Origin of the sequence: Corallococcus sp. AB045 (genome assembly GCF_003668895.1) — a bacterium.
GTDB lineage: Bacteria > Myxococcota > Myxococcia > Myxococcales > Myxococcaceae > Corallococcus > Corallococcus coralloides.
The window spans coordinates 1-12,518 of record NZ_RAWN01000239.1 but is presented as its reverse complement, the minus strand read 5'-3'; the positions used below and the strand labels follow the sequence as shown (position 1 = coordinate 12,518).

Below are 12,518 nucleotides of genomic sequence, written 5' to 3'. Positions count from 1 at the left end.
GGGTGGGGGGATGGGGGCGGGCGATGAGGCGCAGCCCACCGCGAGCAGCAGTCCCGCAAGTCGCAGCCAACTCCAGGGGCCATTCATCATCCCAAGCGCTCCTTGTCCGTCCTCGGTACTGGCTCCAGGTACATCCCCCGCGCCCGGAACGACGCATGGAACCTCTCGAGGATATCGAAGAGGACGCGCTCGTGCGCACGCGGAGTGTCGCTCGGCATCCGGTTGACGTGCAGGTGCAAGTCGCTTGCGGGCACCGCGTCGATCCCCTGTGACAGGCCTCCGCTCCGCTCGAGCTCCCGGAGCCGCGAGAGAACCGGCACCAAGCACTCCGACCGGCGGGGATTGCGCCGCATGGGGCTGATGCGATGGAGGAGCGCCACGGCCGAGCGCAGATCGTCCATCACCTCCCGCCAGAGCGTTGCTTCGACCACGGGCTCGAAGGGGTGGCTCCAAGACGCCAAGGCAGGAGCCCCTATCGCACGTTCCACCAGGGGCGCCTGTGTTTCATCTGTTACTTGAGTTCCAGACTTCGAGCTGTCACAGGGAGGCGTTTCACTCCCAGGGCGGGTCCCCCCCGCCCTCCTTGAGAAGGTGGACGCGATGAAGTGTGGAATGGCAGTGCGAAGCGCGGTGCTGGGCATGTCCGCGGTGGGCCTGATGGGCGCCTGTGGCGGCCAGCCGGAGCAGACCCCGGCCCCCGAGGGCGGCGACACGGTGACGACGGCGACGCAGTCGCTGGTGCCGGCTCCGCCCGCTCCGTTCGACAGCTACCTGTACATCGCGGGCAACCTCTCCGTGGGCAGCGCGGTGACGGGGAACACCGGCACGTCCGCGAACTACGAGGGCTACAAGCTCACCGTCCCGGCGCACACGCAGGTGGCGCTGGAGGTGACGCACCTGGGCACCGGCATGGGCGTGGACACCGGCCTGTACGTGTACGGCCCCAAGACGCAGTACGGCTACGGCTACTGGCCGCTCTACGGGGACGACGACTCCGGCTACGGCGAGCTGAGCAAGCTTCCGCTCGCGACCTTCAATCAGGCGGGCGAGTACCTGGTGGTGGTGGGCTGGAGCAACGGCCTGGCCAAGAACTACCGCCTCCAGGCCGCCTGCGTGGGCGGCGCGTGCGTGGCGAACCCCTCTCCGGCGCCGGCCAATGCCCCGGTGACGCTGGCGGCGTTCCCCCTCGACGGGACCCTCAACGCGGTGCTCGGCGGGGCCAACGCGTACCGCGAGGACATGTACTCGTTCCTGGACCGGTATGACTTCGCGTGGCCGTACTCGACGCACGCCTCGCTGGACGCGGCGGCGGCGGCGGTGCTGGCGCGCAGCGAGTACAAGGGCTACCGCAACGACCCGTCCCCGGGCACGTACACCTACGCGGCGTTCCTGCCGCGGATGTACCTGCAGTTCCAGCCGCTGCACCAGGCCATCCTCGACACCTACGGCGAGAGCGCCGCGAACGCGCAGGTGAAGAGCTACTTCCGCGAGTTCAGCACCGGCCCCAACGGCGACAACTGGCGCACGCTCAACATCATCCTGCTGCCCGAGTCCCGCCACGTCCTCGTGTACGAGCAGACCGCCCACGAAATCTGACGCGCGCGGCAGTCCCCTGAAAACACCACCGCCCTCCTCTTCGCGAACTTCGAAGGGGAGGGCGGTCTGTTCTTGAAGCGCTGTCCTGCCGGGTCAGCTCACGGCGCGTGGGCCGGAGCGGGCTCGTGCGGCGTGGGCGTCTCCTCCTCACCGCTGGACCGCTTCGCGTCCCCACGCACCTTCTGCATGAGGACGTAGAGGCCCGGGATGAAGATGAGGTTGACGATGGTGGACACCAGCATGCCGCCGAACACCGCGGTGCCCAGCGAGTTGCGCGCCGCCGCGCCCGCGCCGGACGCCGTCATCAGCGGCACCACGCCCAGGAGGAACGCGATGGACGTCATGAGAATCGGGCGCAGGCGCACTTCCGCCGCCGTCACCACCGCGTCCAGCGCGCTCTTGCCCTGCTCGCGCAGCTGCTCCGCGAACTCCACGATGAGGATGGCGTTCTTGGAGGACAGGCCCACCAGCATCACCAGCCCCACCTGGCAGAACACGTCGTTGGCGAAGCCGCGCGCCACCTGCAACCCCAGCGCGCCCATGATGGCCAGCGGCACCGACAGGATGATGACGAACGGGAGGCTGAAGGACTCGTACTGCGCCGCCAGCACCAAGAACACGAAGAGGATGCCCAGGGCGAAGATGATCATCGTCTGCCCGCCGGACTCCTTCTGCTCCAGGCTGATGCCCGTCCACTCGGACGACATGCCCTGGGGCAGCGCCGCCTGGGCCACCTGCTCCATGGCCTCCAGCGCCTGGCCTGACGACACGCCGGGCGCGCCCTGGCCGTTGATCTCCACGGAGCGGAACAGGTTGTAGTGCTTGATGACCTGCGCGGAGACGATGGGCGTCACCTTCACCAGCGACTCCAGCGGAATCATGTCCCCGGCTTCCGTGCGCGCGTAGAACGAGTTGATGTCCTGGGGGCTGTCGCGGAACTGCTGCTCGGCCTGGACGTACACGCGGTAGGTGCGGCTGGCGTAGTTGAAGTCGTTGACGTACTGGCTGCCCATGTAGAGCTGCATCACGCCGAAGATCTGTTCAATCGGCACGCCCAGCGCCTTGGCCTTCTGTCGGTCCACCTCCACGTCCAGGATGGGCGTGTTGGCGTTGAAGGGGGTGTAGACGCCGCGCAGGCGGCCCTCCTCGTTGCCCTTCTGCACCATCTCCTGCGTGGCATTGGCCAGGTCCTCCAGCGAGTGGTTGCCGGCGACGTCCTCCACGATGAACTGGAAGCCGCCGACACTGCCCACGCCGCGGATGGCCGGGGGCTGGAAGGGGATGACGCGCGCGCTGCCAATCTTGCCCAGCGGCCCGCGCAGCCGCTCCACCAGCGCGGCCACGGACTGATCCTTCCCCGTGCGCTCCTCCCACGGCTTGAGGGCCGTGAAGACGGTGGCGTAGTTGGAGCCGTTGCCGCTGGGGGAGAAGCCACCGATGGCGAACATCACGTTCACCTCCGGCTGGGCCTTGAGCACCGCCTCCACCTCCTGGAGCACCTTCTCCGTCTGGCTGAGGGCCATGCCCTCCGGCCCCTGCACGGAGATGATGACGTAGCCCTGATCCTCATCCGGGATGAAGCCCGTGGGCGCCGAGCGGAACAGCATCACCGTGGCGCCGATGCAGGCGAGGAACGCCACCAGCACGATGAGCGGGTGCACCAGCAGCTTGCGCAGCCCCTTGCCGTAGGTGTCACGCGTCCAGTCCAGCACCTGGTCCACCTTGCGGAAGAACACCCACTTGGGGCCGTGGTGGTGCTTGAGCAGCCGCGCGGACAGGGCGGGCGTGAGCGTCAGCGCGCAGAAGGTGGACAGCGCCACCGACGCGGCGATGGTGAGCGCGAACTGGCGGTAGATGGAGCCCGTGGTGCCCGGGAAGAGGGCCACCGGGATGAACACCGCCACCAGCACCACGGAGATGGCCACCACCGCGCCGGCCACCTCCTTCATGCCTTCGCGCGCCGCCTGGAACGCGTTGAGCCCGCGCTCCGCCATCAGGCGCTCGATGTTCTCGATGACCACGATGGCGTCGTCCACCACGAGGCCCGTGGCCAGCGTGAGGCCGAAGAGGGTGAGCGTGTTGATGGAGAAGCCCATCATGTAGACGAACGCGAACGTGCCCACCAGCGACACCGGCAGGGTGAGCGCCGTGATGAGGACGCTGCGCCACCCGTGCAGGAACAGGAAGATGACCAGGATGACGAGCGCGATGGCTTCAATGAGGGTGTGGATCACCTCGTTGACGGAGGCGCGCACCGCCAGCGTGGTGTCCGTGCCGGTGCGGTACTCCAGGCCCGGCGGGAAGGCCTGCGACAGGCGGTCCAGCTCCTTGATGACGCCGTCGCGCACGTCCAGCGCGTTGGCGGTGGGCAGCTGGAAGATGGCCAGGCCCACGCCGGTGCGGCCGTTGAAGCGCAAGAGGGTGCCGTAGTTCTCCGCGCCCAGCTCCACGCGGCCCACGTCCTTCACCGTGACGGCGCGGCCGTCGTTGTTGCGCATGAGCACGATGTCGCCGAACTCCTCCGGCTCCACCAGGCGGCCCCGGGCGCGCACGGCGATCTGATACGGCTGCTCGTCGCTGGACGGCGGCTGGCCCACCTGGCCCGCGGCCACCTGGAGGTTCTGCTCCTGGAGCGCGCGCACCACGTCCTGCGGCGTCATGTTCCGGCGCGCCAGCTCGGATGGATCCAACCACAGGCGCATGGAGAACTTGCGCTCACCGAAGATGCGCACCTCGCCCACGCCGCGCACGCGCTTGATGGCGTCCTTGAGGTTCACGTCCGCGTAGTTGGAGAGGAACTTCGCGTCGTAGCGGTTGTCCGGGGAGGACAGACCCACCGTCAGCAGCATCTGGCTGGAGGCCTTGTTCACCACGATGCCCGTCTGGTTCACCTGGGCGGGCAGGCGGGCCGCGGCGCGGCTCACGCGGTTCTGCACGTCCACCGCCGCCACCTCGATGTTGCGCGTGGGGGCGAAGGTGACGGTGATGGTGCTGGTGCCGTCGTTGCTGCTGGTGGAGGTGATGTAGCGCATGTCCTCCACGCCGTTGAGCTCCTGCTCCAACGGGATGGTGACGGCGGACTCCACCACCTCGGCGCTGGCGCCGACGTAGGTGCTGGTGACGGTGACTTGCGGCGGCGCCAGGTCCGGGTACTGCGCGATGGGCAGCGTCGGGATGGCGATGACGCCCACCAGCGTCAGGATGATGGAGCAGACGATGGCGAAGACAGGCCTGCGGATGAAGAAGTCGACGAACACGGTGTGGCGCCTCTCTTAGACGTGCCTGCTAGCGGCTGCCGCCGGTGGTGCCGCCGCCACCGGACGCGGTGCGGGGCGGCTGGGAGGATTCGCCGGTGTTCACGGTGACCTGCTTGGGGATGACGGGCATTCCGTCGCGCAGCATGTGCAGCGACGACACCGCGACGAGGTCTCCCTGCTTCAGGCCGCCCTCGACCACGTAGGACATGTCGCCCAACTGGCCCAGGGCCACCGGGCGGCGCTCCACCTGCGTCTTGCCGTCCTTCGTCTCCACCACCATGGCGAAGGGCTGGCCGCTCTGGCGCACCACCGCGAGCGCCGGAATCTGGAGCGCGTCCCGCGTGGAGTACACCAGCCGCGCCCGCAGCAGCTCACTGGGGCGCAGGCCCACCGTGTTGCGGAAGGCGGCCTTCACCTCCACCAGCTGCGTGCGAGGGTCCGTCTGCGGCGCCACGTAGAAGACGGTGCTGGAGAGGATGACCCGGCCCTGCTGATCCAACAGCTCCAGCTGCGTATCCGGCTTGAGCGACCGCGCGCGGAACGAAGGTACCGACACGCTGACCTCCAGCGCATCCGCCTGGGCCACCGTCGTGAGCGTCGTGGTGGCGCTCACGAAGTCACCCACGCGCACCAGCACGTCACCCATGGTGCCCGCGAACGGCGCGCGCACCACGTGGAACTGCAGCTGCACCTGGCGCTGGGCCACGTTCGCGCCCGCCGCGCGCGCCGCCGCCTCCGCCGCCTTCACCGCCGCCTGGGCGCGCTCCAGCTCCTGCACGCTGGCCAGTCCCTCGCGGTTGAGGGACTCGGTGCGCGCGAGCGTGCGCTTCGCCAGCTCCAGCTCCACCGCGGAGGAGCTCTGCTGCGCCTGCGCGCTGTCCAGCGCCGCGGTCTCCTGGCGCGCGTCCACTTCAATCAGCGGCGCGCCGGCCTCCACCTTCTGGCCGGGCTTCACCAGAATCTTGCGGATGTAGCCGTTCACCTGCGGCAGCACCGACACGCTCTGCCGCGACAGCAGCGAGCCCAGGTACTCCCCGGTGTCCCGCACCTCGTGCGGCGCCAGCGCCACCACCTGCACCTCGCGCGGCGGCGGAGCGGCCTTCGCCTCCGGCTTGCCCGAGCACCCGGCCACGCCAGCCACCAGCGCCGCGCCCCACACCGTCTTCGTCATCAGCGCCTTCAGGGGGCGTACCCTCGTCACCAGTCGCACCGGGCCTCCGTCAGGAACGCGTCCAGGCGGGCCTGGACGAGCTCGAATTCCCTCAAAACCAACGCGAGCTGCGCCTGGCGGAGGGCGGCTCCGCTCTGCACCAGCTCCAAGCTGCTACCTCGTCCCACCTCGAAGGCCCGGCGCGTGAGCCGGTCCGTCCGGTCCGCCAGCTCCAGGGACTCGGCGGCGGTCTTCAACAGCGCCTCGGCCACTTCCACTCCACGCCGCGCGCGAGAAACCTCCACACCCACGTTGCGGCGGGTGGCCTCCAGCGACTGGGCCGTCTGTTCTTCAATGCCCTTGCGCTCGCGCACGAGCCCTTCGCGCTGACCGCCCTCCCACAGGGGGACGGACAGCACCGCGGACACGTTCCAGGTGGCGAAGCGGCCAAAGCCGGGGTCGGTGGTGAAACCCACCAGCGTGCTGCTCAGTCCCAGGGTGGGCAGGTAGCCGGCGGAAGCCTGGCGCCGGCTCTCCCGGGCCGCGTCCACGTTGGCCCTCTGGGCCACCAGGTCCGGGCGGTTGGCCAGGTCCTGCAGCGGGGCGCACTGCTGGCGCGTCTGCTCCACCAGCCCGCCCAGGTTGAACGCCGGGTTGACGCCCACGCCGTGGTCCTCGCCCAGGGACAGGCCCAGCGACTCCCTCGTCCGGCGCAGCTGCTCGTCCCCGGCCACCAGCGCCTGCCGGGCCACCGCCACGTCCTGGCTCACGCGCACCACGTCCAGCTGCGTGCCGGCGCCCAGCTCGAAGGAGCGCTGGGTGATGGACTGGCGCTCCAGGGCCTGCCGCAGGCCCACGCGGTTGATCTCCGCGGCGCGCTCGGCGGCCACCGTGGCCACCAGCACCTGCGCCAGCCCCTGGGTGAGGCGGCGCTGCACGTCCTGGAGGTTGGCCACGGACGCGGACTCGGAGGACTTCGCGGACGACAGGCCCCGCCATGCCCCCACATCGATGATGGACTGGGTGAGGGACGCGGACACCGTGCCCAGGGGCGCGCTGGGACCCGCCACCCCGGTGCCGGTGTTGGAGCCGCCCACGAAGCCGCCGCCCGCGGCGGAGGGCACGTCCGGGTGGAGCACGTCCACGCCCACGCCCGCGGTGGCCCGCGCGTTGGGCAGCAAGAGGCCCAGGGACTGGCGCCACCGGCCCTGCGCTCGCGACACGCCGGCCTCCGCGTTGCGCAGGTCCGTGGAGCGCTGGCGCACCCGGGTGAGGGCGTCGTCCCACGTCTTCACCTGCTCCGGCGCGGGCGGGACGGGTGTGAGCATGGGGTCGTCCACCTTCGGCTGGAAGGGGACGGGAGCCGGCGCGGACGCGGCGGCGCTGGCTTCAGGCGTGGGCTGCTGCGGGGCCGGGGACGCGGACGGCGCCTGCTGCGCGGAGGCGAGGAGAAGGACGAGAAGGGCGCTGGAGGTGGCCATACTCTGGAGCGGCAGGTCTTTCCGGCAGGAGCGAGTGGTGGTACCCACCCCGGGTTCCCTGCGCGCGGTCAAGATGTAATTGACAACCGTTGTTGAATGCAATCATCTCTTACGCCCATGACCATCGCTGAGCAAGTGGCATCGACGCGACGCGCAGTGGTCCGGCTGCTCACCCAGAAAGTGGGAGAGCAAACGGATCGGCCGCTGATGCAACTGCTCGTGCTGAAGAACATCGGGATCCACGGCATCCACAGTCAGGCGCAGATCGCGGAGCGGCTGCTCATTGACGCGCCCGCCGTGAGCCGGCTGGTGGACCGGTTGGAGGAGGATGGGCTGGTGGCGCGCCGCGCGGGGGAGAACCGCCGCTGCGTGCGCCTGGAGATCACCGACGCGGGGCGCCGGGAGCTCCAGGCCCTGGAGCTCGCCGCGCAGTGGCTGGATGCCCAGGCGCGCGCGTACCTGGCGCCGCCGGAGGTCGAGGATCTGTCGCGCCTCCTGGACAAGCTGCAGACGGGGCTGTGCCAGCTGCTGGGCAACGAGCCCGCGCATCCGCCGCGCAAGGACGACCCGCCCTGCGGGCCGTCCACCTCCAACGACAACGGGTGACGACGGGAGGCGGAAGGCCCGGGCGCGATGCCCGTCCCGCCGCCGCCCCGCCGCCACCCGTGTGCCACGTCCGGGGGGGAGGAGGTGGTCCGTCGCGACTACCGGTGACGCGGGATGTTGCGGGCCACGTGCAGGGCCCACGCCTCCGCCGAGTCCAGCTCCGCGCGGGCCTCGGCGTAGCGGTCCTTCGCCGCTTCACTGAGGTCGTTGGCGAAGATGGCGTCGTGCAGCTCCTTCTGGGCGCGGGTCAGCCGCAGGCTGGTCTGAAGCCACAGCCGGGCCGCCATGCGCGGCGTAATCACCACCTGGGTGGGATCCCACACCTCCAGGGCGGCGTAGTCAGCGGAAGACAGCTCTTCGTAGTGGGGGGCCTGCTCGGTTTGTGCGTTCATGCCCGGATGTTCGCCACGGATTCCGGGCAGGGCATCCGGGCCGCCCGGGCAGGAAGACGGCCACTGGTGAGCAGTCGAGGACAGTTCCTTCATCCCCCGGGGTACTCGCCTTCCTTGATTTGCGGGAAAACTTAGTATAGTGAGGCTGGGGAATGCTTCCCACATTGCAACCATGGAGCGCGCGGGTGCCCTTCTCCTAGAATCCTCCGCTCCATTCGTGAAGTGAGAGGGATTACCTGGACCTGAACACCTTGAACAAGCTGCTCACCGTTGGCGTCCAGAACGGGGCTTCGGACATCCACTTCCGTCCTGGGGATCCGCCCATCTACCGGGTGAACGGCGTGTTGCGGCCGTTGAAGATGGAAAAGCTTCAAGCGGATCACACGAAGCAGGTGGCGATGCACGTGATGAACGATCCGCTGATGAAGGCGCAGGTGGACAGTGTGCAGGAATGCGACTCGTCCTACAGCCTTCCGGGCGTGGCGCGTTTCCGGGTGAACATCTACCGGCAGCGCGGCTCGCTCGCCTGCATCCTGCGCATCATCCCGGATGAGATTCCCAGCATCGACGGGCTGGGCCTGCCGCAGGTGCTGAAGACGATCGCGGGCAACGAGCGCGGGTTGGTGCTGGTGACGGGGGCCACGGGGTCCGGCAAGAGCTCCACGCTGGCGTCGATGATCAACCACATCAACCACACGGAGAGCCTGCACATCCTCACCATCGAGGACCCCATCGAGTTCATCTACAAGAACGTGAAGTCCTCCATCTCCCAGCGGGAGATTGGCCCGGACACGGCGAACTTCGCCATCGCGCTCAGGGCGGCGCTGCGTCAGGACCCGGACGTCATCCTGGTGGGCGAGATGCGCGACACGGAGACCATCGACATCGCGCTGAAGGCTTCGGAGACGGGCCACCTGGTGCTGTCCACGGTGCACACCACGGACGCGTCGCGCACCATCAACCGCCTGGTGTCGGTGTTCCCCGCGGAGGAGCAGACCATGGTGCGCATGCGCCTGGCGGACTCGCTCAAGGCGACCGTCTCCCAGCGCCTGTTGCCCAGGGCCACCGGCAAGGGCCGCACGGTGGCACTGGAGATCATGGTCCAGACGAAGACGGTGGAGCAGTACATCCGGGACGACCGCGCCTCGGAGCTCAAGGACGTCATCGAGAAGGGCCGCGACATGTTCGGCATGCAGTCCTTCGATCAGCACCTGACGCAGCTGTACCGCGCGGGCGACATCACGCTGGACACGGCGCAGAGCGCGGCCTCCAACCCGGCGGACTTCCAGCGCGCGCTCGAGTTCGACTGAGAGCGCACGCCGGAAGGTGACTGTCGCGGCCTACTTCTTCGCGGACGGCTTGTTGATGTTCGCGAAGAAGTCGTTGCCCTTGTCATCCACGACGATGAAGGCCGGGAAGTCGACCACGTCGATCTTCCACACGGCCTCCATGCCCAGCTCGGCGTACTCCAGCACCTCCACCTTCTTGATGCAGTCCTGCGCCAGGCGCGCGGCCGGGCCGCCGATGGAGCCCAGGTAGAAGCCGCCGTGCTTCTTGCACGCCTCCGTGACGGCGGGGGAGCGGTTGCCCTTGGCGAGCATCACGAAGCTGCCGCCCTCCGCCTGGAACTGATCCACGTACGCATCCATGCGGCCCGCGGTGGTGGGGCCGAAGGAGCCGGACGCGTAGCCCTCCGGCGTCTTCGCCGGGCCCGCGTAGTAGACCATGTGGTCCTTGAGGTACTGGGGCATGCCCTCGCCCCGGTCCAGCCGCTCCTTGATTTTCGCGTGCGCGATGTCGCGCGCCACCACCAGCGAGCCGGACAACGACAGGCGCGTCTTGATGGGGTAGCGCGACAGTTCCGCGCGCAGGTCGCTCATGGGGCGGTTCAGGTCCAGCTTCACCACGTCGCCGGACAGGTCCGTGTCCGTCGTCTCCGGCAGGTACTTCGCCGGGTCCGTCTCCAGCGCCTCCAGGAAGACGCCGTCGCGGGTAATCTTCCCCAGCGCCTGGCGGTCCGCGGAGCACGACACGGCGATGGCCACCGGGCAGGACGCGCCGTGGCGGGGCAGGCGGATGACACGCACGTCGTGGCAGAAGTACTTGCCGCCGAACTGCGCGCCAATGCCGGTGCGCTGCGTGAGCTTGAGCACCTCCTGCTCCAGCTCCACGTCGCGGAAGCCCCGGCCCAGCGCGTTGCCGGACGTAGGCAGCGTGTCCAGGTAGCGCGCGGAGGCGTACTTCGCCGTCTTGAGCGCGAACTCCGCGGACGTGCCGCCCACCACGATGGCCAGGTGGTACGGCGGGCACGCGGCGGTGCCCAGCGCGCGGATCTTCTGCTCCAGGAACGCGAGCAGGCTCTGCGGGTTGAGGACGGCCTTCGTCTCCTGGAAGAGGTAGCTCTTGTTCGCGGAGCCGCCGCCCTTGGCCATGAAGAGGAACGTGTAGGCGTCGCCGTCGGTCGCGTAGAGCTCGATCTGCGCGGGCAGGTTGTTGCCCGTGTTGACCTCCTTGTACATGTCCAGCGCCGCCATCTGCGAGTAGCGCAGGTTGGCCGTGAGGTACGTGTCGAACACGCCTCGGGAGATGGCCGCCTCGTCGCCGCCGCGGGTGAGGACGTACTGGCCCTTCTTGCCCATCACGATGGCGGTGCCGGTGTCCTGGCAGGAGGGCAGCACGCCGCCCGCGGCGATGTTCGCGTTCTTGAGCAGCTCCACCGCCACGAACTTGTCGTTGGGCGACGCCTCCGGGTCCTTGAGGATGTTCGCCAGCTGCTGCAGGTGCCCGGGCCGGAGCAGGTGCGAGATGTCCCGCATGGCCTCGCGCGTGAGCAGCGTGAGCGCCTCCGGCTCCACCTGGAGGAAGCTGCGTCCGCCCGCCTCGAACGTGGAGACGCCCTCCTTCGTGAGGAGGCGGTAGGGCGTCTCGTCCTTGCCAAGCGGCAGCATGTCCTGGAACTGGAAGTCACTCATCGCGGGCGGGTCTCTTCGAGAAGGGGTGGACGGGCGGGGACTCTACTCACGGGGCGGCGCGCGGGGCGGCACTTCGTAGAGGTAGACAGGCGTGCGGTAGAGGTCCTGGAGCCGCACGCTGCGCACGGGCGTCCAGCCGCGCAGCCCGAAGGTGTGGCTGATGATGCGAGCGCCTTCCGGAAGCTCGGCCGCGAAGCGGGGCGCCAGGCGCGTCATGAGGCCCGGGGACAGGTAGCAGACGACGCAGGTTGCGTCCTGGAGGGACGCGGCGAAGAAGTCCCCGCGTACCAGCGTGAGGTTTCCGCGGGGGAAGAGCCGCTGGCGCAGCCGGCTGAAGAGCCAGGGCAGCCAGGACAATTCATACGCGACGATGCGCGCCTGGGGGCAGTGGTCCGCCAGGTTGAAGGCCACGTCGCCCCAGCCCGAGCCCAGATCCACCACGGTGCCCCGGGTGTCCCCCGGGAGCATGGCCAGCAGCGCCCGCCGCACCCGGGGCGAACTGGGCATGGGTGGCGTGCCGGTGCGCAGCGTGGAGACGACGATGGACAGCACCCCCACGAGGAGCACCGCCCAGAGCAGCAGGAAGAAGAGGAAGGAGCCGGTCGCGCCCACGGTCAGCGCGCATCATCGCGCGGGAGCGCCCCGCGCGGGGCCCTACTTGCGAGGGTGGTTGCCGGCGTCCACGCGGACCACGCGGGGCGCGCCCGGGTCCGGCTGGGGGGTGACAGGGACAGGGACCGGCGTGGGCTGGTCAGGCTCGAAGAGGGCCCGGCCCAACACGAGGCACAGAGCCGTCCCTACACAGAGTGCCAGCACGTGGAAGTAGTACGCCATGGGACGAGGGTCCAAGCACGGACCATACCACCGGCGACCCTCCTCTGAAGGTGGGGGCCGGCGCGCCCCAGTTGTGTCCTTCCTGGCTACAAGCCCTGTCGGCAGGTGGCCGTCCAGGCAACAGCCCCCTCACCCGGTGTCAAACCTTCGCGGGCCATGGTTTTCACCCTGCGCCCGGGAGGCCTCAGACGGAGGGCGCGGACTCGGTGGGGGCCTGTTCGGGGACTGTC

At 69.2% G+C, this 12,518-nt stretch carries 10 protein-coding genes; 3 read left to right on the top strand and 7 right to left on the bottom strand.

Annotated features, from left to right (window positions below; translation table 11 throughout):
- Positions 1–612: 612 nt before the first annotated feature.
- Positions 613–1,596, top strand: coding sequence for a hypothetical protein (locus tag D7Y21_RS36005; RefSeq protein WP_121718093.1), 984 nt, complete (start codon positions 613–615; stop codon positions 1,594–1,596).
- Positions 1,597–1,694: 98 nt separating this feature from the next.
- Here the strand turns inward: D7Y21_RS36005 and D7Y21_RS36000 are convergent, their stop codons facing one another.
- From D7Y21_RS36000 to D7Y21_RS35990, 3 genes are read right to left on the bottom strand one after another with little or no spacing between them, the layout of a single operon-like run.
- The gene (locus D7Y21_RS36000) at positions 1,695–4,853 is read right to left on the bottom strand and encodes an efflux RND transporter permease subunit (RefSeq protein ID WP_121718092.1); all 3,159 of its coding nucleotides are present in this window, start codon (positions 4,851–4,853) and stop codon (positions 1,695–1,697) included.
- Positions 4,854–4,881: 28 nt separating this feature from the next.
- A complete protein-coding gene (locus tag D7Y21_RS35995; RefSeq protein ID WP_199724405.1) occupies positions 4,882–6,024 on the bottom strand; it encodes an efflux RND transporter periplasmic adaptor subunit in 1,143 nt (380 codons plus the stop codon).
- Positions 6,025–6,050: 26 nt separating this feature from the next.
- Positions 6,051–7,484, bottom strand: a complete 1,434-nt coding sequence (locus tag D7Y21_RS35990) for a TolC family protein (protein ID WP_233591643.1) — start codon at positions 7,482–7,484, stop codon at positions 6,051–6,053.
- Positions 7,485–7,691: 207 nt separating this feature from the next.
- Here D7Y21_RS35990 and D7Y21_RS35985 point away from each other — a divergent pair, with 207 nt between their 5' ends.
- Positions 7,692–8,090: a MarR family winged helix-turn-helix transcriptional regulator gene (locus tag D7Y21_RS35985; RefSeq protein ID WP_233591644.1), complete on the top strand. Its 399-nt coding sequence runs from the start codon at positions 7,692–7,694 to the stop codon at positions 8,088–8,090.
- Between the two features lie 98 nt (positions 8,091–8,188).
- On the opposite strand, the gene D7Y21_RS35980 is transcribed toward D7Y21_RS35985, so the two are convergent.
- Complete coding sequence (locus tag D7Y21_RS35980; RefSeq protein WP_014395578.1) at positions 8,189–8,482, bottom strand: FruA-associating protein, FapA; 294 nt, start codon at positions 8,480–8,482, stop codon at positions 8,189–8,191.
- Between the two features lie 251 nt (positions 8,483–8,733).
- Between D7Y21_RS35980 and D7Y21_RS35975 the strand changes: the two genes are divergently transcribed.
- Positions 8,734–9,792: a type IV pilus twitching motility protein PilT gene (locus D7Y21_RS35975; RefSeq protein WP_233612416.1), complete on the top strand. Its 1,059-nt coding sequence runs from the start codon at positions 8,734–8,736 to the stop codon at positions 9,790–9,792.
- A 30-nt stretch (positions 9,793–9,822) separates the two neighbouring features.
- On the opposite strand, the gene D7Y21_RS35970 is transcribed toward D7Y21_RS35975, so the two are convergent.
- From D7Y21_RS35970 to D7Y21_RS35960, 3 genes are read right to left on the bottom strand one after another with little or no spacing between them, the layout of a single operon-like run.
- Complete coding sequence (locus D7Y21_RS35970; protein WP_121718090.1) at positions 9,823–11,454, bottom strand: fumarate hydratase; 1,632 nt, start codon at positions 11,452–11,454, stop codon at positions 9,823–9,825.
- A gap of 42 nt (positions 11,455–11,496) precedes the next feature.
- A complete protein-coding gene (locus D7Y21_RS35965) occupies positions 11,497–12,066 on the bottom strand; it encodes a class I SAM-dependent methyltransferase (RefSeq protein ID WP_120564262.1) in 570 nt (189 codons plus the stop codon).
- Positions 12,067–12,108: 42 nt separating this feature from the next.
- Positions 12,109–12,288: a hypothetical protein gene (locus tag D7Y21_RS35960; RefSeq protein WP_120564263.1), complete on the bottom strand. Its 180-nt coding sequence runs from the start codon at positions 12,286–12,288 to the stop codon at positions 12,109–12,111.
- Positions 12,289–12,518 lie beyond the last annotated feature (230 nt).